Annotated in this window: 20 protein-coding genes; 11 read left to right on the top strand and 9 right to left on the bottom strand. The window is 58.3% G+C overall.

Annotated features, from left to right (window positions below; all coding sequences use genetic code 11):
• Positions 1 to 4 precede the first annotated feature (4 nt).
• Both FYB76_RS03300 and FYB76_RS03295 read right to left on the bottom strand, forming a co-directional pair.
• The gene (locus tag FYB76_RS03300; protein WP_154132686.1) at positions 5 to 694 is read right to left on the bottom strand and encodes an SDR family NAD(P)-dependent oxidoreductase; all 690 of its coding nucleotides are present in this window, start codon (positions 692 to 694) and stop codon (positions 5 to 7) included.
• A 226-nt stretch (positions 695 to 920) separates the two neighbouring features.
• Positions 921 to 1841 carry a LysR family transcriptional regulator gene (locus tag FYB76_RS03295; RefSeq protein ID WP_154132685.1) on the bottom strand — a complete coding sequence of 307 codons (921 nt, stop codon included), beginning with the start codon at positions 1839 to 1841 and terminating at the stop codon, positions 921 to 923.
• A gap of 143 nt (positions 1842 to 1984) precedes the next feature.
• Here FYB76_RS03295 and FYB76_RS03290 point away from each other — a divergent pair, with 143 nt between their 5' ends.
• The 5 genes from FYB76_RS03290 (at position 1985) to FYB76_RS03270 (ending at position 5655) form a co-directional block, all read left to right on the top strand.
• Positions 1985 to 2545 (top strand): carboxymuconolactone decarboxylase family protein, encoded by a 561-nt coding sequence (locus tag FYB76_RS03290; protein WP_154132684.1) that lies wholly within the window; start codon positions 1985 to 1987, stop codon positions 2543 to 2545.
• Between the two features lie 134 nt (positions 2546 to 2679).
• Positions 2680 to 3213 carry a carboxymuconolactone decarboxylase family protein gene (locus FYB76_RS03285; RefSeq protein WP_154132683.1) on the top strand — a complete coding sequence of 178 codons (534 nt, stop codon included), beginning with the start codon at positions 2680 to 2682 and terminating at the stop codon, positions 3211 to 3213.
• Positions 3214 to 3251: 38 nt separating this feature from the next.
• Positions 3252 to 3884, top strand: coding sequence for a glutathione S-transferase family protein (locus tag FYB76_RS03280; protein WP_154132682.1), 633 nt, complete (start codon positions 3252 to 3254; stop codon positions 3882 to 3884).
• Positions 3885 to 3948: 64 nt separating this feature from the next.
• Positions 3949 to 4620, top strand: a complete 672-nt coding sequence (locus FYB76_RS03275) for a peroxiredoxin-like family protein (protein WP_088757419.1) — start codon at positions 3949 to 3951, stop codon at positions 4618 to 4620.
• A 93-nt stretch (positions 4621 to 4713) separates the two neighbouring features.
• Positions 4714 to 5655: a DMT family transporter gene (locus FYB76_RS03270; RefSeq protein ID WP_154132681.1), complete on the top strand. Its 942-nt coding sequence runs from the start codon at positions 4714 to 4716 to the stop codon at positions 5653 to 5655.
• 291 nt (positions 5656 to 5946) lie between these two features.
• Here the strand turns inward: FYB76_RS03270 and FYB76_RS03265 are convergent, their stop codons facing one another.
• From FYB76_RS03265 to FYB76_RS03245, 5 genes are all read right to left on the bottom strand, one after another.
• Entirely contained in the window at positions 5947 to 6342 is a 396-nt protein-coding gene (locus FYB76_RS03265; protein WP_154132680.1) for a hypothetical protein, read from the bottom strand.
• Positions 6329 to 6784 (bottom strand): hypothetical protein, encoded by a 456-nt coding sequence (locus FYB76_RS03260; protein WP_154132679.1) that lies wholly within the window; start codon positions 6782 to 6784, stop codon positions 6329 to 6331. Before FYB76_RS03260 ends, FYB76_RS03265 begins: the two co-directional genes overlap by 14 nt.
• 71 nt (positions 6785 to 6855) lie before the next feature.
• Positions 6856 to 9177 (bottom strand): TonB-dependent siderophore receptor, encoded by a 2322-nt coding sequence (locus FYB76_RS03255; RefSeq protein WP_154132678.1) that lies wholly within the window; start codon positions 9175 to 9177, stop codon positions 6856 to 6858.
• Between the two features lie 123 nt (positions 9178 to 9300).
• The gene (locus tag FYB76_RS03250; protein WP_154132677.1) at positions 9301 to 10155 is read right to left on the bottom strand and encodes a helix-turn-helix domain-containing protein; all 855 of its coding nucleotides are present in this window, start codon (positions 10153 to 10155) and stop codon (positions 9301 to 9303) included.
• Positions 10156 to 10196: 41 nt separating this feature from the next.
• On the bottom strand, positions 10197 to 10643 hold the full coding sequence (locus FYB76_RS03245; protein WP_154132676.1) for a helix-turn-helix domain-containing protein: 447 nt from the start codon (positions 10641 to 10643) through the stop codon (positions 10197 to 10199).
• A gap of 78 nt (positions 10644 to 10721) precedes the next feature.
• Between FYB76_RS03245 and FYB76_RS03240 the strand changes: the two genes are divergently transcribed.
• On the top strand, positions 10722 to 11663 hold the full coding sequence (locus FYB76_RS03240) for an aromatic alcohol reductase (RefSeq protein ID WP_154132675.1): 942 nt from the start codon (positions 10722 to 10724) through the stop codon (positions 11661 to 11663).
• A gap of 256 nt (positions 11664 to 11919) precedes the next feature.
• Here FYB76_RS03240 and FYB76_RS03235 read toward each other — a convergent pair whose 3' ends face one another.
• Positions 11920 to 12840: a LysR family transcriptional regulator gene (locus tag FYB76_RS03235; protein WP_154132674.1), complete on the bottom strand. Its 921-nt coding sequence runs from the start codon at positions 12838 to 12840 to the stop codon at positions 11920 to 11922.
• Between the two features lie 204 nt (positions 12841 to 13044).
• Here FYB76_RS03235 and FYB76_RS03230 point away from each other — a divergent pair, with 204 nt between their 5' ends.
• The 4 genes from FYB76_RS03230 to FYB76_RS03215 all read left to right on the top strand — a co-directional run bounded on the left by FYB76_RS03230 (position 13045) and on the right by FYB76_RS03215 (position 17671).
• Positions 13045 to 14250 (top strand): MFS transporter, encoded by a 1206-nt coding sequence (locus FYB76_RS03230; RefSeq protein WP_154132673.1) that lies wholly within the window; start codon positions 13045 to 13047, stop codon positions 14248 to 14250.
• A gap of 534 nt (positions 14251 to 14784) precedes the next feature.
• Positions 14785 to 15132 (top strand): RidA family protein, encoded by a 348-nt coding sequence (locus FYB76_RS03225; protein ID WP_154132672.1) that lies wholly within the window; start codon positions 14785 to 14787, stop codon positions 15130 to 15132.
• 32 nt (positions 15133 to 15164) lie between these two features.
• Positions 15165 to 16403, top strand: a complete 1239-nt coding sequence (locus FYB76_RS03220; RefSeq protein WP_154132671.1) for an FAD-binding oxidoreductase — start codon at positions 15165 to 15167, stop codon at positions 16401 to 16403.
• A gap of 206 nt (positions 16404 to 16609) precedes the next feature.
• On the top strand, positions 16610 to 17671 hold the full coding sequence (locus tag FYB76_RS03215) for a hypothetical protein (RefSeq protein ID WP_154132670.1): 1062 nt from the start codon (positions 16610 to 16612) through the stop codon (positions 17669 to 17671).
• Between the two features lie 278 nt (positions 17672 to 17949).
• Here the strand turns inward: FYB76_RS03215 and FYB76_RS03210 are convergent, their stop codons facing one another.
• Positions 17950 to 18843 carry a LysR family transcriptional regulator gene (locus FYB76_RS03210; RefSeq protein WP_154132669.1) on the bottom strand — a complete coding sequence of 298 codons (894 nt, stop codon included), beginning with the start codon at positions 18841 to 18843 and terminating at the stop codon, positions 17950 to 17952.
• A gap of 323 nt (positions 18844 to 19166) precedes the next feature.
• On the opposite strand from FYB76_RS03210, the gene mdlC reads away from it, so the two are divergent.
• The gene (mdlC, locus tag FYB76_RS03205) at positions 19167 to 20747 is read left to right on the top strand and encodes a benzoylformate decarboxylase (RefSeq protein ID WP_154132668.1); all 1581 of its coding nucleotides are present in this window, start codon (positions 19167 to 19169) and stop codon (positions 20745 to 20747) included.
• The last annotated feature ends 2 nt before the right edge of the window (positions 20748 to 20749 follow it).

Here is a 20749-nt window from a genome sequence, read left to right as displayed (position 1 = left end):
CAGATTACCAGGGCAAGCTGCGGTCGAAACGGTCAACGAAGCGCAGGCCCGGCTTGCCGTGGTTCTTCTCCAGCATGTCGACCACCAGCGGAATCGTCTCCTCCACGGTGAAGCTGGCCCCCGGCCCGCCCATCTCGGTCTGGATCCAGCCGGGAGCCACCACCAGCTTGGCGCGCTGGTCCCCGGGCCGGGCCGCCGCGTAACACTTCATGAGCATGTTCAGGGCCGCCTTGCTGGAGGCATACAGGTCCCAGCCACCCTCATTGCCGGTGATGCTTCCCAACTCCGATGACATCGCGGCAATGGTGCCGTCCGGCGCCACCATGTCGTCGAAGATTTCGATGAAGCGCATCGGGCTGAAGGCATTGACCAGCATCATGTCCAGGAAGTCCTGGACCGGCGCAGTGCCGGCGCTCTCGTTGATGGACTTTGCGATGCCCGCATTGATGAACAGCATCTCCAGGGTACGACCCTCAAGCCGCTGGCGCAGCGCCCTGACACTGGCTTCGTCGGCGATATCCACCACCTCTACTTCAAGTGCAGAGCCAAAACGCACCTTCAAGGCGTCCAGCGCCGAGGACGGCGTACGAACCGTCGCCAGCACTTGCCAGCCGCGCAGGCAAAATTGTTCGACCAGCGCCAGACCGAGGCCACGCGAGGCCCCGACGATGAGGATAGCTGGTCTCTTTTCCATATGATTCTCCCTATGAAAGTCTTCATGATGACCGCATCGCATGCGTTCGCTGCGACCGGAACAAGGTGGCCTGAGCGCGTTCAGGGAGAGATAATTTAACGTAAAAGCATGGATGACTTTGACGTGATTACGTCACTTGAAAAGTGACACAGCGTCATGAATCGCCATCGCGACATTCCTGCGGCAAGTCATGCTCGTCGCACCCGCGACAGCCGGACGGCAGACCTCAATCCTGGGCCTCCACCGGAGGCGCCGCCCCCTCCCCCATCATGATCTCTTCCACGAAAGCCGCAAACGCCCGCGCCTTGGCGCTTGCCAGGCGGCCGGAGGGATAGAGCGCCCAGACATCGATGGTCGGCAGGGACCACTCCGGCAGAAGCTGGCACACCGTGCCGCGCGCCAGTTCCGGGGCGAACATCCATTCGGACACGATGGCCACGCCCACGTCCGCACAGACGGCAGCCCGCACGCCCTCAGCCGCACTCACGCGCAAGTGCCCGCTGACCGTGACCGAGACCTCGGCGCTGTCCCGCTCGAAGGACCAGGTCGTCGCGCCACCGGCATCGGACAGGTAAACCACCGCCTCGTGATGCACCAGGTCGGCCGGCCTCTGTGGCACACCACGCTGTGCCAGATAAGCGGGCGTGGCCACCACCATGCGGCGCCCCGTGGCGACCCTGCGCGCCGTCATCGAGGAATCGCCGAGATTGCCCATGCGCAGCGCGATGTCGATGCCGTTCTCCAGCAGGTCGATATGGCGGTCGTCGAGGACCACTTCGATCTCCAGCTGGGGATGGCGCTCCATGAAACGTTTGATATGGGGAATCACATGCAGCCGCGTGAAGGTGACCGCCGCCGAGACGCGCAGCTTGCCCACCAGGTCGGCGCTGACACCCCGCACCACGCTGTCGGCCTCGTCGGCCATTGCGATGGCGCGTTTGGCCGACTCGTAGTAGGCCTGCCCCGCTTCGGTGGGCGTCAGGCCGCGGGTGGAGCGCAACAGCAGCCGCGCCTGCAGCCGTTCTTCCAGTTGCGCGATGGCCTTGGAGACGGCGGGCTGCCCTACCGCCAGGCGCCGTGCCGCCGCCGAGAACGAGCCGGTTTCCACCGTGCAGACATAGGTTTCCATCAGGGCGAGTCGGTCCATTGCATTCCTTTGGCAGGCCCTACGCCTGCGCTTGAGTATTCCGTGAAGGAATGAATTATATGCGCGCTGCCGGTCTACCCGGGCCATGGGCGCTGGCCGATGATTCAGGGGTCGCAACAACATCCACCCACAGGAGAATGACCATGAGCAAGTTCACCGTCTACACGCAAGATACCGCCCCCGAAGCCGCCAAACCCGTCCTCCATGAGGTCAAGAAGGCCTTCGGCTTCATTCCCAACCTGCAGGCCAACATGGCGCACTCCCCCGAGCTGCTGGCGGGCTACACCGCCTTGTGGGACCTGTTCGCCAAGAGCAGCCTGACCCCGCATGAACAGCAGGTGGTCTATCTCACCGCCAACTTCGAGCACAACTGCCATTACTGCATGGCTGGCCATACCACGCTGGCCAAGATGATCAAGATGGACGCCGCCGTCATCGCCGCCTTGCGCGCCGGTACTGCACTGCCTGATGCCCGGCTGGAGGCCCTGCATCGCTTCACCACCCTGGTCGTGCGTGATCGCGGCTTCGTTGCCGAGGCCGACGTCGAGGCCTTCATCGCCGCAGGCTACACCCGCCGCAATGTGCTGGAAGTGGTCCTGGGCGTGGCCACCAAGGTGATGAGCAACTACACCAACCACCTGGTCGGTACCGAGCTCGACAGCTTCATGGCGGGCAACGAATGGACCAAGCCCGCACTGGCCTGATCGCACGCCGCCTTGATCGCCGCTTCTACGGTTGCAGGAATACAGGCTATGCCATCCGGCTGGCTACCCCGGCGCGATCAAGGCGCCCATAGTTCGCCCTGTCGCAACCCTTTACTGAACCCCAAGGACATCTCATGAACACCTTCACCATCCCGACCGCCGCTACCGTCTCTCCCGCCAACCAGGCCATCTTCGACAATCTTCGCAAGGGCCTGGGCATGGTGCCCAACCTGTACGCCACGTTCGCCCACTCGGAACATGCGCTGGGCAATTACCTGACGCTGCAGAACGGCAAGAGCTCGCTCACGGCCAAGGAGCGCGAAGTCATCAACCTGGTGGTCAGCCAGGTCAACGAATGCGCCTACTGCCTGGCCGCGCACACGGTGCTGGGTGGCATGGTCGGCTTCACACCCGAACAGATCATTGCGATCCGCAAGGGTGGCGCTGCCTTTGACGCCCGCCTGGATGCGCTGGCCCGCCTGGTCAAGAGCGCCGCCGAACACCGCGGCCATGCCGCCCCTGCGCTGGTGGAGGCCTTCTTCGCGGCAGGCTATTCGGAGGGCAACCTGGTCGACGTCGTGATGGTGATCGGCGACAAGATCATCACCAACTACCTGCATGCCCTGACCCAGGTGCCGGTCGATTTCCCGGCCGCGCCTGCGCTGTAAGCACGGCCGGCCCTCGCCACCCTTCTTGAGGATGCACCATGTACCAGCTCCACGCCTTTGCCACGCCCAACAGCATCAAGCCCGTGATCGCCCTGGAAGAGTTGGGCCTCGATTACCAGATCCACACCGTCAATGTGCGCCAGGGCGAACAACGGTCGGCCGATTTTCTCGCCCTGAACCCGAACGCCAAGGTCCCCGTGCTGACAGTGATGCAGGACCAGCAGCGCGTGGTGCTCAGCGAGTCGGCGGCGATCCTGGTCTATCTGGCTGAACGGCACGGGGCCTTGCTCCCGGTGGAGGGGGTGGCACGCGCCCGCGTCTTCGAGCAGCTTTTCTTTCACGCTTCCGCGCTCGGTCCGGCCTTCGGACAGGCGGGCTATTTCCGGAAGCTTGCGCCTGAAGCGCTGCCCCATGCGATTGCACGATTCCACGGGGAAGCATTGCGCACGCTGGGCCTGCTCGACCGTCTGCTGGCGCAGCAGCACTTCGTCGCCGGCAGCAGTTATTCCATTGCCGACATCGCCCATTTCGGCTGGATCTGGCGCAGCCAGTTTGCCGGCGTCGATCTGGAGGCCAGCCCGCATGTGGCGCGCTGGTTTGCCACGATGTCGCAACGCCCGGCAGTACAGCGCGCCATTGCCCGGGTGGAGTCGCTGTTGCCACCGGCTTGACGATGCCGGCTGCCGTTGACCCATTCACACGATCTGCCAAACACCCTTCAAAGGAAAAACCATCATGACACTGCAAGACAAACTCGACGCCTTCAAGGCTGACTTCAAGGGCGGCAAGGCCCCCTACTTCGCCCCTCCCGAGATCCACCCCGTGATGGAGCGCGCCACAGCCGAACTGATCGCGTCCGGTCAAGCCGGCCGTGCGCTCAAGGCCGGCGACCGCGCGCCGGAATTTATCCTGGCCGACCCGGACGGCAATGCCGTTTCATCGGCCGAACTGCTTGCCCGCGGACCGCTGGTGATCAGCTTCTATCGCGGCGTCTGGTGCCCCTACTGCAACCTCGAACTGCAGGCCTTGCAGGAATCCTTGCCGCGCTTCCGGGAACTGGGCGCGAACCTGGTGGCCATCTCGCCGCAGACCGCTCCGAACAGCCGCAAGTCACAGCGCCAGAACAAGCTCGACTTCCCGATCCTCTCCGACGTACGCAATGAGGTGGCAGCCGCATTCGGCTTGCGCTTCAGCCTGCCGGACTACCTGGTCGAGCTGTACAAGAGCCTGAAGAATGATCTGCCCGCCTTCAACGACGATCCGGCCTGGACCTTGCCGATGCCTGCGCGCTACGTCATCGGCCAGGATGGCGTGATCGCCTACGCCGAGGTCAACCCCGACTACACCCGTCGCCCGGAGCCCGAGAGCCTGCTGCCGGTGCTGCAGCACCTGCTGGCGGCAAAGTAATCCACGGTCCTTGCCGTGAGCGCACTGGTGCCGGCCGCAGGGGCGTACAGCACCAGTGCTGCCCTTCACCCACATCGAACGGGACGCAACCCCATGCAGAATTCACTCTCCCCCTCGGCCACGCGGCCCGAGGGACATCACACTTTCGTCCGCGGGATACTGATCGGCTTGCTGGCCGCCGGTATCGGCGCGCTCTACACCGTCTTCGCCCGCTGGGGAATCAATCGCGGGCTGCAGACCTTTGACCTGACGGCACTGCGTTTTGGTGTCGCCGGGCTGGTCACGGCGCCGGTGCTGGCGATGGCCTGGATCAGGGACCAGCGTCAGTTCACCGACCGGTGGAAGACCTGGCTGGGGATCGCCCTGCTGGCAGGCGTACCCTTCGGCATGCTCATGTTCGGCGGCCTGCAGTTTGCACCGGTCAGCCACGCTGCCGTCTTTCCTTTTTCGGCCATGAGTGTCATGGGCATGCTGCTGGGCGCGATCTTCACGGGTGACCGCATCACCTGGCGCCGCTCCATCGGCATCCTCGCGGTGCTGGGCGGGCTGTTGCTGGTGGCGGGACTCAACGCATCCAGCTTCACCGGCACCACGCTCATGGGAGACGCCATGTTCATCCTGGCCGGCACGCTCTGGGCGGGTTTCGGGATCGTCCTGCGCAAGAACCGCCTCGATCCGCTGCTGGCCACGGCCGTCATCGCTTTCTCCGCACTGGTCACCTACGTTCCGCTGTACCTGGTCCTGACCGGGGCGCGCTCCCTGCTTGCTTCGTCGCCGCACGTGCTGTGGACGGAAGTGGTCATCCAGGGCCTGATCGCCGGTGCCGGAACCCTGTTCACCTATGCCAGGACGGTTTCCCTGCTCGGTGCCGGCCGTGCTGCGATCTTCCCGGCCCTCACGCCAGGTTTGGCGGCACTGCTGGCGTGGCCGGTGCTGGGGCACATGCCGACGACTGCAGAGACGACGGGCTGTGTCGTGGTGATGGCCGGGCTGATCCTGGCGGTGACGGGCAATGCGCAGCGGCGTGGCAACTAGGGCCTGTTCACATTCAATCTGTGAGTGCGAGAGGTCGCCAAGCGTTGTCTGCCTAGGCGCAGCGACGCGCCGTGGTGGTGCCACGGCAAGGAGCTGCAACAACGGCAGGCGACGCTTGGCGGCCTCTCCCGGAGGGTTGCCCCCAGAAGGCGCGCTGGCCGCGTTGCACGTCAGGGCTGGTGGCACCACCACCAGCCCTGACGCGCGCCTTGCCAGCACGCCTTCTGGGGGCAACGCATCTCACAGATTGAATGTGAACAGGCCCTAGGCTGCAACAGGGAAAAGAGCCAGTCACCCCTGCCCGTTGCGCGCCAGCAGGTCCCTCGCCATCGTCACGGCCTGCTCACGCGAACCCGCCAGCAACAGCGGGTATCCCCAGAACTTGGCAAAGACGACCGCGAAGGGCTTGAAGCCCATCCGTTTGGCCGCGTTGGGCTCCACCACGATCATGGCCAGCACCAGCTTGCGCAAGGCTTGCTTGTGCTGCTTCATCCAGAGGGCGGTGCGTTTCTTCTCCTCTGCGGAATGCTCGTGGTCCTCGGCAGGGACGGTATCGGTGAGCAGCACGAAGGGCTCTTCGCGTTGCAGGTTGCTTTCAAATTCCGAGAAATCCTGCTCGTGATCATGTCCGGGTTGCTGGGCGAAATTCATCCATACAAGCGGGAAATCCGCACTATTCATCGACATGGCCTGCTCCTTTGCGATTGAGGTTGCGCCAGGTGACCGTGATGGCGAACACGCCCGGCAATGAAATGAAGAACACCGCCGAGAAGGCAATGTGCCAGCCATCGCGCAATCCATCGGCAATGCCGCCCAAGGTGTTGAGGACAACCAGCAGGCTGCCCAGGATCAGCGCGCTCCATCGGGTCGCGCGGTGGGCGGACAGTGCGAGCAGGACCGTGACGATCCAGCAGCCGTAATAGGCGGAAAACATCCACAGCACCTTGGTCTCGAAGGTGATGGCGGGCGCGCTGCCCTGCGTTCTCACGAAATCGTTGACGTAGAAAAACAGTTGGAAGCTCACGAAGAGTACGGCCCCGATGGCAGTGGCCAGCCAGAACAAGGCGGTCTTGTCCGGATGCCGGATCGGCAGAGGATGCGCAGGGGAAATCGGCGACTGAGTTGACATATCATTTTTCCAGATGATTAAAAGAAGAAGTCATAAGAATTGCTGATGACGAAAAGGGCGACTGCGCAGACTCAATACCGGTAGTCCAGCGTCACCATCATGTTGCGTGGAGCACCATAGGTCACGGTATCGAAGTCCCCCTTCTGCAGCGCGTACGTCTTGTCGAAGAGGTTGTTCACGTTGAACGCCACCGTGGTCTTCTGCGAGACGGCATAACGCGCCATCAGCGATGCCAGGGCATAGCCGCCCTGCTGGCCGCCCAAGGTGCTGGTGCCGGTATTGGCCGCCTCGTAGATGCCGCTCTGCCATCTCACGCCGCCCCCCACCGTCAGCTTGTGCCACGCGCCGGGCAGGCGATAGGTGGTGAACAACTGCGCCGTGGTGCGCGGCAGCTGCGAATTCAGACGCACACCGTTGCCATCCTCGGCGATGAAATGGGAGAGGCCTGCGTAGACATTCCAGCCGCGTGCCAGCTCGCCCTGCAGGTCCACTTCGACCCCGCGCGACTTGGTGCCATCTGCCCCGCTGTAGGCTTGCGCGCCCGCAGGGGTGAACGCACCGGCCACGATCTGGGCCGCGTTATCAAGCCGGGTTTCGAACAGGGCAACGGAGGCTTGCAGGCGTCCTTCGAGGTACGCCCCCTTCAGGCCGATCTCCGTCGTCTTTCCCGTGGCCGGGGTGAGGACGTTGCCCTTGCTGTCCTGGTAGTCGGTTTGTGGATTGAAGATGCGCGTATGGCTGAGATAGGCCGAATAGATCCGGTTGATGTCGTAGACCAGCCCCGCATAGGGCGTCAGGACACCGTTCTTCTCGTAATGCATTGCAGCGCCGCCGACGCTGTTGTCAATTTCATAGTTGCTCACGCGTGCGCCGACGATGAGCTTCAAGGGATCGGCCAATGACAGACGGGCCGCACCGTAGAGACCACTTTGTTTGATCACGGTGCTGGTCGGAACCGACGACATCGCTGCGAAATCCGGACGGGCAAATGGTGTGCTGAGGTCATTGATGTTGACCGGCAAGAAGCCGGCATAGAACGGGGCGATGTCATTTTCGTCCGAGGTGCGGCGGGAGGTCGTGGCGCCCACGATTGCCTCGTGATGGCGGCCCAGCAGTTCGAAGGGGCCGCTCATCATCACGTCGAAGGTGTTGGTGCGGCTGCTGCCCTGCGACGCGAGGGCAACCGGATACGCCCCGAAGGGATAGGCGCCCAGCCCGGTGGTGCGGTCCGGACGGCCGACCAGCCCGAGCAGTTCGGCATTGAAATCGGTGCGGTATTGGCTGGCCATGGCATGCAGTTTCCAACCGTTGTCGAAACGATGATCGAGCTCGGCAAAGGCTGTCTTGAGGGTTGTGTCCCAATGGCTCCAATCCTGCGCATAGCTCTTCGACGAGGCGTAGGCAGCCTGTGTCCCGTCGCTGAACCAGAGCGGCAAACCGCCCCAGGTAGCGCCGGCCGAGGTGATGTGCTGGTCGTCATAGCCCAGGCTGACGGTAGTGTGCGAACTCAGGTCGGCCTCGACGATGCCGTAGAACGTCTTCTTGCCGGGCTTGTAGCCATCGATGTAGGAATGTCCGTCCTGATCGCTGCCGACCAGCCGCGCGCGGATGCGGCCGTCTGCTGTCACAGGAGTCGAGAGATCGACCATGGCGCGATGGGCATCCCAGCTGCCTGCGCTGAGCGAGGCCGTCGCCGCGACATCCTGGGTCGGCCGCTTGCGCACCAGATTGATGGCGGCCGACGGGTTGCCCGTCCCGGTGAGCAGGCCGGAACCACCCCGCACCACCTCCACGCGATCATAGAAGGCGGTATCGACCGCACTGATCCCGCTGCCATTGACGGTATTGCCGAGTACCGTGGGGATGCCGTCGTACTGCACATTGTTGATCAGGAAGCCGCGCGAATAGAAACTCGTGCGCTCGCTATCGGATTGGTAGGACGTGATGCCGATGGTGTTCTCCAGCACGCCCTGCACCGAGTTCAATTGCTGGTCATCCATGCGCTGGCGAGTGACTACCGTCACCGCCTGCGGCGTCTGCTGCAACGACAGCGGCAAGCGCGTCGCCGCCGCCGTCTCGCCGGTGGTGTAGGCGCCGCTACCTTCCGTGGTCGCCGACTCCGCATGCCCGGTGACGGTAATGGCCGGCAAGCTGGTTTGCGCTTGCGCAGCCGTCCCGGAATCAGGCCGGCTTTGCAGGTCTGGCGATGCATCCGCGGCGAAGCTGGCTTGCGCCCCGAGCAGGACGGCGGCCGCGACCGCCGAATTCAAGACCTTGTGGGGCGTGCGCCAGGGCAAGTCGCGCGCGGCCCTGGCGGAGAGCCGGCCGGAGAACGCGGGGGCAGGTAGAGCGACGAAGCGACGCGATGATGAAACAGCATGGCGAGAGGACATAAACGATAATCATTGTTATTTGGAGCAGCCATTTAACAATGAAGATCGGTTGTCGCAATAGCGAAACCAGGCCAGAGTATTTCGCATTTCGGCCACGATCAGGCCGTGGTAGGCCGGCGCAATTCAGGAGCGGTGTCCAGTCGGCAGGGTGATGGCCGGTACCGGTGCGGGAACCGGGCTGTCCATGCGATCGGAGAGATAGCGAGCCGGCGACTTCCCGGCGGCCTTGCGGAACATGGTGATGAAGCCACTGGCGTTTTCGTAGCCCAACTCCAATGCCACGGTCTGTACGCTGTCGCCCTTGGTCAGGCGCTGCAGCGCCAGGATCACGTGCAACTGGCGCCGCCAGCGGCCGAAGCTCATGCCGATTTGCTGCTGCAGGAGGCGGCTCATGCTGCGCTCGCTCATGCCGATGCGATGGGCCCAATCGGCCTTGGCGGTCTTGTCGGTGGGATCGGCCAGCAGCATGTCGGCCAGACGCCGCAAGCGCAGGTCGCGCGGCATCGGCAGATGCAGGTCTTCCACCGGCGCACACACCAGCTCGTCAAGCAAGGCGGCGATGAGGCGCTCTTCTCGTCCACCCAGGGGATACAGCTCGGGAAAACCTGCCGCCTTGAGCAAGAGCTCGCGCAGCAAGGGCGACACGGAAATGGTGCAGCAATTGGTCGGCAGATCCGGGGCGGCATCCGGCTCCACGAAGAGGCAATAACACTCCGTCTCCCCTGCCCCACGGGCGGCATGGGGCAGGTCGCCCGGAATCCAGACGGCGCACTGCGGGGGCACGATCCAGACGCCGTCCTCGACTTCGCAGTTGAGCATGCCGCGCACCGAATAGATCAGTTGCGCCTTGCGATGCTGATGCCTGGCGTTCTCCCAGTCCTTTGCGACCGATGTGGTGCCGAGGGCCACGACGGGACGAGAGACGCTGTCCACGTCCCGGGGAGCCACGACCTGGCCGGTGATTGCAATGCGCGACATGATGTTCTGGATGGGCTCGTGCAAGACGAATGTAAGGGGGACTACCAGCTCCGGTGAATATTTTCTCCGGCCTCGGTCTGGCGATCAAAGGCATGCCGCGCGTGGCGGAAGTCCTCCGCGTGCTCCACCACCCAGGTCCAGATCGGTGACATGCGCAACAGCAATTGCTTGCCCAAGGCAGTGAGCTCGTACTCCACGCGCAGCGGCTTTTCATCGGTTTCGTGACGCAGCAGCAGGCCATCGCGTTCCAGTGCGCGCAGCGTCTTGGTGAGCATGCGCTGGGTCACGCCACTGAGCTGGCGCTTGAGCTCGGCGTGGCGCAGCGTGCCGTACACGCCGAGCGCGTGCAGGATGCCGAGGGCCCAGCGGCTGCCTGCATGCGCAAGGACATCGCGCCGGACGCCATCGTCATCCTCGCGCAAGGTCTGGCAGAGGGCTTCTGCCTCCTTCAGTGCTTCGTCTGCGATGATTGCTGTCCTTGGTATCATCCGTGTGCCTTCTTGAGAGCGTTGCGTGATCGTGCAACCATGCGGCCATCTTATCAGCAACGACCCTCAGGACAGATCATGCATGCCACACCGCAACTCCCCCCTCAATCCATCCTCGTGCTGGGCGCAGGCGAACTCGGCCTCCCGGTATTGCGCAACCTCGCCCGCGTGGCGGAACGCGCGCCGGGGTCGGCCATCAGCGTGCTGCTCAGGGAATCGACGATCAACACCCAGGTCCCCGCCAAGAAAGCGGAGATGGACGAACTCCGCGCCTTGGGAATCCGGATGGTGGCGGCAGATCTCGTGAACGATACGATCGATCAGCTGGCAGAAATCTTTGCGCGCTTTGATACCGTCATCGGCTGTGCCGGCATGGTCGCTGGCCGCGAGACGCCGATGAAGCTCGCCACGGCCGCCTTGCGCTCGGGAGTGAAGCGCTACTTCCCGTGGCAGTTCGGTGTCGATTTCGAAGCCATCGGACGCGGCAGTCCGCAGGACCTGTTCGATGCACAGCTCGACGTGCGCGAACTGCTGCGCGCGCAGAACAAGACGGAATGGGTCATCATCTCGACCGGCATGTTCACCAGCTTCATGTTCGAACCGGTGTTTGAAGTGGTGGACTTCGCCAATGACACCGTCAACGCCCTGGGCAGCCTGGACACCAGCGTGACCCTGACTACGCCGGACGACATCGGCGTGCTGACGGCGGAGATCGTCTTTTTCGAGCCCCGCTTCAAGAATGAAATCGTCTATCTGTCGGGTGATACGGTGACCTACGGCGAGGTGGCCAATATTCTGGAACGTGTCCTCGGACGCCCGTTCCGGCGCAATGTCTGGAGCGTGCCTTACCTGCTCGACGAACTGAAAAAGGATCCCTCTCATCACATCAAGAAATACCGTGCCGTCTTTGCACAGGGCAAGGGTGTGGCCTGGCCGAAGGCAGGGACATTCAATGCGCGGCAATCGATTGCGGTCACCACTGCAGAGCAGTGGGCGGAGAAACACATCAAAGGCAAGTGAGCCGGGGCCAGGCGACATCCTCCGGGATGTGCTTGAGAATGATGAGTTGAAAATCGACCTATAAAAAGCAATGCATTAGCGCGTCTGCTTGCATCGATGATGGCCGTTTTAGCGTCTCGTATGAGCCCGAAGTCGATGTACCGGATCTTGTTGGTTCTCATCTCCTGATGACAATTTCCGGCATGGGAGTGAGTCAACTCATCTCGAATATCTCTTAGTTCGTCGTATCACTGGCAGCAACAAAAGCTTCACGCAATCAGGCACATTCAGAAGCCCGATCGATTAATGTGTTGAGGAATGAACGCGCTGCCTGAGGTAGTGTCCGGCCCGATAGCGACTGAATTTCTAAATAAAGAGCATTCATATCTTTGTCTTTAATTGGCACCGCGACCAACTTGCGTGTTCGCAAATATTCCCTGATCGGAATTTGCGCTGAAAAGCCAACTCCGTTGCCAGACATCACAAAGGACAGCAGTGCGCTAATCGAGTCTGCTGACAGCACGGGCTCCAACACGACGTTACTCCTGCTACAGCAGGCGTCAATCAAACGTCGCATCGTAATATTCTTTTTCGGCATTCCCAACGGGTACTGGGCGAGCTCAGACAAGCTCACTCGTTTTCGCCCAGCCAAGACATGATCGGGATGCATGACAGCCATGATCGGCGCCTTTTGCGAAAATTCAACCTTGATATCCGGGTCCGGCGCCAACATGAATGTCAATCCCAGATCAACCGTTCCCTCCCGTACCAGCTGAGCTACGGATTTCGCGTTGCCAACCGACAAGTGAAAACGGATACCTCGGTGTCCTTCTCTAAATTGCGCAATAGCATGTGGAACAAATTCCAACGCAAAACCCTCGGTACAAGCCAACTTGACCTCGCCGCGGCGCAAACCTTTCAATGCAGCCAGTTCGTTGCCGACGCGTTCAGCTTCCAGCTGCATGCGCAAAGCATGTGCAGCTAGAAGCTCACCTGCCGCATTGGGCCGCATGCCACGAGATATGCGCTCGAAAAGAGGGGTATCCAACGCATCCTCAAGACGCGAAATTTGCCTGCTAATGGCAGAAGAGGCGACATTGAGAGTGATTGCCGCCTCCGTAATTGACCCACGCCGGACTACTTCAAGGAAATAGCGCACGGCCGTTTCTTCAAGAATTCTTGTATTGGAGGATGTCATGTGTGGATTGTAGGACTGGTATGCCGATTCGGCAATTATTTCTTCGAAAACCTGTACTAGCGGCAAACCACTTGCGCACTTAGAATGCGTGCAAAGTCGTGGTCAAGACGGATCTCCGACCCGCCAATCACGATGGCAGGATTACTGCCACTCACGTTAAAGACAACTGACACGTGGGACTTACTCGTCAAGCAGGGGCTCATCATGATTTCCGCAGTGCAAACAAGATTCTACAAATATGCCGTCCTGGCGCTGCTCTACCTGGGTTGGTGTATTTCATATATCGACCGAGCCGCCATTACCTTCGCGGCAACTCACATCGCCAGCGAATTCCACCTTGAGCCATCCGATTTAGGACTCCTTTTGTCCAGTTTTTTCTTGGGTTATTCGCTTCTGCAATTGCCGGGTGGATGGCTCGCTGACCGCTTCGGATCAAGGCCTGTAATCGTCATATCAATCTTGATGTGGTCACTGTTCACAGGTTTAACGGGTATGGCCTGGTCCATCACCAGCCTGGTTGTGATTCGATTTTTCTTCGGGATTGGAGAAGGTTCGTTTCCCGCTGCCAGTATCAAGGGCGTAGCAGAGCATTTTGACAAGGGCGAGCGCCCTAAGATGTCTTCTGTTCTGATGTCGTCCAACTACATCGGAAGCATGCTTGCCCCAGTCATCATCGCACCGTTGATCCTGCATTTTGGCTGGCGGAATGTATTTCACTACATCGGAATCCTCGGCATCATTTTCGCCATTGCATACTGGCTCTGCGTGCGGCCGTTGAGCGAGCGAACGGACGGTGGCAAAAGACCAGTCAACAGCAAGACAATCAGTGAATTAATGCGACTCCCATTGATGTGGCAACTTGTGGCGGTATGGTTTGGCCTCTCTGTTGTCAACAAAGGCCTCGATTCCTGGATGCCGACATACTTGATGACAGTTCGCGGATTAGATTTAAAAGCGGTTGGTCTATTGCTTCCTCTTCCCTACGTGATGGCGGGGATATCCACGGCAATCGGAGGCTGGCTGATGATGCGATTCTTCAATGGTCGAGAGCGGGTAATGCTTGTGGTCAGCTCCGCGTTGACAGCTCTATTTGTCTATTTTATGTATGTCGCCAGCGATGTAACCGGAGTGATCATTTTTCAATGCCTGGCCTACTTCTTCAAGTCGTTCGTACTGGCCGCCTGCTTTGCTCTGCCGACCAAAATCCTGGACACAAGGCTAATTGGCAGCAGCGTGGGCATGGTTAACCTCGGAGGGCAGGCAGCGGGATTCATATCTCCATTGGTCATCGGGATACTCGTCAGCGCTTTCTCCAATTATGACTACGCGTTTGCATTCCTGATCTCGGCAGCCATCTTTTCCGTGATGGTGAGCTTCTTCATTCGTACAGAAAAGAGTCAACCCATCTGACTGGACTCTGGATGCCCGCCGAGGATCTCTCGTTAGAGAAAAATGCATCGTTGAAAGATAGAAAGCCTCCAGGCTTGGCAACCAATTCCACCCTCTCGCTTCCCTGCGGAGCTGACCACAATAGCATGCCATTTGGAATTCAATTAATCGCGACCTTTCACGCCGATGAGTATTTACCGTGGAGCGTGCAATACAGAAATGGGGGAAAAAGTTCAGCACCGTTCCAAGACCAATTGGGGAGCGCCCCTATTCATTCGAGATAAAGTCATCGATGCTGAGCTCAAGTCCATTGTCACGCATCCAGCGCTCTGCACTCCTGGAAAGGCCTCCTTCTCTGCGTGCCAGCGCGTCTGAATAAACTAATAGAGACGGTCTATTACATAAACGAAAAAAAGATGATTTGAAGTGCCATTGAACGATTGATAGCATCCACCAATTGTCTCGAAAAGACATACTCGGCGCTGCTTTGCATGCGGCGACTTTTGGATGGTCTGCATGTGCGCCGCATTTTCACCAAACATTAAGAACTAGCCGATGAGCCAATACTCTTCCCTCCCCTTCTCCAAACTCCGTATTGTCAATGGACTGGCATTTCTATCGGGCGAAGTGCCACTGACGTCGGAAGGCACCGTTCCGGAAGGCATCAGCGCTCAAACACAACTTGTCATTGAGCGCATTGCGCATACGCTGGGAGAAGCGGGGCTCAAGCTGACCGATGTGGTGAGCACCACGGTCTACCTCACCGACAAAAACGACTTTTCTGAATTCAATGAGGTTTATCGCAATTTCTTTTCCGCTCCCTATCCGGCACGGACCACCGTTGTCGCTGATCTGGTCCTGCCGGCCAAAATTGAAATCGCGGTCGTGGCTTCTGTAGAGTAGAAACTTAACGGTAGACGGCCAAAGGAAGAAAAATGACAAAACAAATAATTGTTCTGGGGGCCGGAATGGTTGGCGTCAGCACCGCGCTTGCCCTTCAAGAACGGGGCTATGACGTCGCACTTGTAGATCGCCGAGCGCCAGGACAAGAGACCTCATACGGAAACGCAGGATTTATACAGCGAGAAGCCGTACGCCCATACGCATTTCCGCGCGAATGGCAAACACTGCGCAAGGTGATTGCCGGCAGTGGCAATGACGTCCACTACAACTTGGCAGCAACATTGAAAATACTGCCTACGCTAGCGCGCTACTGGCATGAATCCGCTCCGGTCAGATATTCCAGAACAATTGCTTCCTATGCAGCGCTTATACAGCACAGCATCTCCGAGCACGAGAAACTTATTGAGGCTGCGAATGCGGGTGAATTAGTTCGGAAGGATGGATGGCTGGAGGCTTATCGGAATTCTGGAAAATTCGATAAGACCGTAAAGCAAGCCAATTCCATCGCTGCCGAACATGGGCTCAACGTTGCATTTTATGATAGCCAAGGTCTTCAAAGAGCCGAGCCTGCTCTCAACAATGCTTTAGCCGGTGCGATTCATTGGCTAGACACATGGACGATCAGTGATCCTGGAGAACTTGTAGAGCGGTACGCTGCACTATTTCAGCGCAACGGTGGCACTATTCTTAATTGTGATGCTGACACGCTGCGCTTCAACAACAATGGATGGCAGGTGCACACGTCTGATGGACCGATAACGGCATCAGATGCGGTAGTGTGCTTAGGTCCGTGGGCCGCGAAACTCGTCGAACCACTAGGATATAAAATCCCGCTTTTCATAAAAAGAGGCTATCACCGGCACTATAAATCTGAAAGTGGACTCAAGCTCCCACTTCTGGACGCTGAACGCGGATATGCCTTGGTACCGATGAAGCGAGGCCTTCGCATCACCACCGGCGCAGAATTTGCCGAACTTGGAGCGCCTCCCACCCCTGTCCAATTGAGTGCAGCAGAAGTCTTTGCAGACGAATTGCTACGCCTGGGTGCTCCTGTTGAGTCGAATCCATGGGTGGGAGCTCGTCCGTGTGTCGCGGATATGTTGCCACTCGTGGGCTCCGCCGGCCGACACCGCGGCCTTTGGTTCCATTTTGGCCATGGACATCAAGGATTTACTCTTGGCCCGACAACTTCCAGATTATTAGCTGACCTGATTACTGGCAGCTCACCCTACATCGATCCTAGGCCATACGATCCTAGACGTTTCGGATAGCCGGCTTTTGTGCAGAGCTTGTTTGCCAAATTCTGCACTCGAAGTAAGGCTCAAAAAATATCCCTTTGTCCCTCATGTCTGCGTTCCCTCTAAGGGAACGCAGAGTGTTCACGACTATTGCCATCCGCAGTCGAACTTGAGTGGAAAAGCGCCTTCATGTCTCTGTGCAATAACTCTGCAATTCAATTTTCCTATCTTTTAAAAATATGAAATCCATTAGCAGCAGCATCAAACTTGGCGGAGCATTTATTGGTCTGATGGCAGGCGTCGGCTTCGCATCGGGACAGGAGGTTTTGCAATTCTTCATTAGTTATGGATGGCCAGGCCTTGCAGGCGCGGTGATAGCGTCGCTGCTCATGTCGTTTTTGGTGATGACTCTGTACATGATTGGAAGCCGACTCAAGACTGATTCACATGACGAAGCGATCAATTTTATATGTGGGCCATGGCTGGGCAAGGTGATGGATTGGATGATTACATTCTTTCTATTTGGCTCGGTAGTCGTAATGCTTGCTGGCGCAGGCTCATCCGCTCATCAACAAGCGGGTGTACCACAAGCATTGGGAAGCGCAATCGCAGCTGTCTTGACGATTATCATCGTCTGTTTGGGCATAAAACGGGTGATCACTTTGCTTAGCCTGATCACCCCAATTCTCGCCGTCATGATCGTCGTAATTGCAATATATTCGCTAAGCACGATGGATAAGTCTTTTTCAGAACTTGAAAAAATTATCCGAACTGAACCACAAGCCACCAACAACTGGTTCTTGAGCGCTTTGCTCTATGTGTCGTATAACGTAGCCGCTACTGCCGCAATGCTGGTTGTGATGGGCGGCACCGTTAAAGAATCGGCTAAAGCCGGTATAGGGGGAGTCATTGGGGGGCTGGGTGTTGGCTTATTAATCTTAGTGATGAGCCTTGCACTAATGGCCAAAGCTGACGTAATTAATGGGGTGGAGATTCCCACTCTCCATTTGAGCAACCAAATGTCACGCTGGTTCGGAAGTGTAGTATTGGTCCTGTTCCAGATTAAGCTCTTGCTCACGTCCATCGGTCTCACTTTTGCATTGGCAGCGCGCTTGAGATCTTACGGTATTCCGTTCTTTTGGGGAGCCGCTCTGTCCGTAAGTACTGCCTACGTTGCCAGTCTTCTTGGCTTTGTAAAGCTGGTAGGAATTGTTTACCCTGCAATGGGATACATGGGATCAGTTCTTATCGTCTGTATCGTATTTGCTTGGGTACGAATCTGGCGCCAACGCGAAGATTAATAGGAAAGCTCTCTCTGCTTTTTCTAGATGAATCGCCCCGACTGTATTAAAAACCACTGTCAAATCTCTTGAAGTACAGTTGCTGGAAGTGGAAAGGGACAACGTTGCCACACATGGGTGCGGCAACGTCAGATTGATGACCAACCCCGTGTTTTCGGACACGGGGTTTCGCTTTTTGGATGCAGACCATTCCTGGATAGCCGATAGCGCAGCAGCCAAGCAAGGTGTTCATTTTTTCCTGGAGCGATTTTTTGCAAGCTGACGGAGATTCTTTCCCATCAGACGTTGCTGAGGGCCCTGATAATCGTTTCACAGAACCATTGCTGGGCCATCGCATCTTCGCTGTGCGGGTACCAATACAAGTTCACATCGAACGATGGAATCGGGATTGGGGGCGGCAGCGAACGCATTGAGCCATCGCGTGCGAATGACTTGGCGATTCTCGACGGCAGCGTCAACATCAAGTCGGTAGTCGCGACCACAGCCAGCAAGCTGGTGAAGTGCGGTACGCGTAGCGCCACAATTGGCTTGATCCCCATTTCAGACATCACGTCTTCAACCAGGTGGTGCCCGGTGAACGGCGAAACGACGACATGTTTGGCCGCGACGTATTGTTCCAGGCTCAAACTATTGCCAATCGTCGGATGCTTCGTACTGACAACGCAGCTGTAGCTCTCCGTAAACAGCTTGCGCTTGAGGATTTGAGCCCCCACAAACTCCAGGTTGCCGACAGCAGCATCAATGTGGCTCGTACTTAGCCACTCGCCTATTTTTTCGCTATCAATTTGAATGACTTCCAGCCCTACCGAGGGCGCGATGCTTTCCAGTTCCCGTACCAGGTAGGGAAGGAAATGTGACTCACCCAAATCGGAAAGGGCAATCCGAAATCGGCGTGTTGAGCTTGACGGGTCGAATTGGCGTGCAGCCGAGATTGCATCCTGAATGTTGTCGATAGCCCCTTTGAATGTCGCGAATAGCTGCGTGGCATTGAACGTAGGAAGCATACCGTTACGTGTGCGGGTAAAGAGCGGGTCTTGCAAAAGGTCGCGTAGACGCTGAAGTGAATAGCTGACTGACGGCTGTGTAATGTTCAGCCTCTTGGCAGCTGCGCTCACGCTACGTGTCTCATAAACCGCCACAAACGTGCGAACTAGATTCAAATCGATATTCATACCAGTTATAGAACCAGTCTATTTATAAAATTAAAAAATGCTGACTGAATTTATTTTATCGCGGTTCCAGCATCCGGTTAATCGCGCATTCCTGCGCGTGGTGTTCGCTGATGGCGCCAGCTCTCAATCTCGAAAATGAGGGTTGGAAATCGTACCGCCATGGCTGTCCGCGTGCGGGCTGCAGCGGGTATAGAGGTGTCGGAGGCGGCTCCGAAAAATGCAAATGGAATATAGATAATATCTATTTTAATAATTAAAAAAACATGATTTGTCTTATGGGCAGTGCAGTCGTAGCATGACACGTCTGCTTATTGGAACTCATCATGACCACCGTACATCAAGCCTCTTATGCACTGCTACGCGAACAAGGGATGACCACCTTCTTCGGCAACCCAGGTTCTAACGAACTGCCTTTCCTGAAGGATTTCCCGAAAGACTTTCGTTATATCTTGGGTCTCCACGAGGGCGCTGTTGTCGGCATGGCTGATGGATATGCACAGGCAACAAGTAAGCCTGCCTTCGTGAATTTGCACTCGGCAGCTGGTACGGGTAATGCAATGGGCGCATTGGCTAATGCATGGAATTCGCATACCCCGCTGGTAGTGACTGCCGGCCAGCAGGTTCGTCCGATGATCGGCGTCGAGGCATTGCTGGCCAACGTCGACTCTGCAATGCTGCCCCGACCATTGGTCAAATGGAGTTGTGAACCCGCGAGCGCCCAAGAGGTGCCGCTGGCCCTGAGCCGCGCTATCCATACTGCACGCAGCGGTGCCCCGGGGCCGGTGTATGTGTCCGTTCCTTACGATGACTGGGCACAGCCAGTTGGCCCAGGCATCGAGCACTTGGCTTCACGCAGCGTCAGCAGCGCCACAATCCCGGCACCACTGCAACTCGAATCGGTGTTGAGTGCATTGGCTAACGCCAACAATCCCGTTTTGATCGTCGGCCCCGATGTCGACGCCGCTCACGCCAACAGAGACGCCGTCACATTGGCCGAGAAACTTGGCATGCCCGTATGGATGGCCCCGTCCGCTCCCCGTTGTTCCTTCCCGACTGACCATCAGTGCTTCCAAGGTCTGCTCCCGGCGGGTATCGCAACAATCGGTCGCCTGATGGAAGGCCACGATTTGGTGCTGGTCGTAGGAGCACCTGTCTTCCGATATCACCAATATGACCCGGGTGAATTCCTGCCGAATGGTACCAAGCTCATCCAAATCACCTGCGACATCAATGAAGCGACGAGAGCGCCATTTGGTGACGCAATTATTGCGGACATTGGCCCGACGCTGAAAGCACTGGCCGAAGGTGCTGTCAAGTCCGGTCGCCCGCTGCCGGCGGTGAAAAAGCGTCCTGAACCTGCTCCCGAGCAGCCAGGGCCGTTGGCGCCTGAGCGCGTGTTCGACATCCTCGACGCAGTTGCACCACGGGATGCTGTGTATGTCAACGAATCAACGTCGACTACGAACATCATGTGGCAGCGACTGCGCCTTAAAGAACAAGGTAGCTATTTCTTTGCAGCCGCAGGCGGACTTGGTTTTGCTCTTCCGGCCGCTGTCGGTATTCAGCTCGCTCATAAAGACCGCCGCGTAATCGGTGTGATTGGCGACGGATCCGCGAACTACGGCATCCAGGCCCTGTGGACCGCTGCGCAGTACAACATCCCAACCATCTTCGTCATCATGAAGAACGGCACATACGGTGCCCTGCGTTGGTTCGCGGGTGTGTTGAAGGTCGATGATGTGCCGGGGTTGGACGTTCCGGGTCTTGATTTCTGCGCTCTCGCCAAAGGATATGGCGTGAAAAGCTACCGCGCAAATAGCAGCGAGACCTTCACCGCGGCGCTGAAGTCCGCGCTCGATACGAATGAGCCGGTACTCATCGAAGTTGAAACGCGCGCACCGTAATC

Origin of the sequence: Herbaspirillum sp. CAH-3 (assembly GCF_009668275.1) — a bacterium.
In the GTDB taxonomy this organism is placed as follows: domain Bacteria; phylum Pseudomonadota; class Gammaproteobacteria; order Burkholderiales; family Burkholderiaceae_D; genus Herbaspirillum; species Herbaspirillum aquaticum.
The sequence above is the reverse complement of the archived record's forward strand: the minus strand, read 5'-3'. Positions and strand labels throughout refer to the sequence as shown.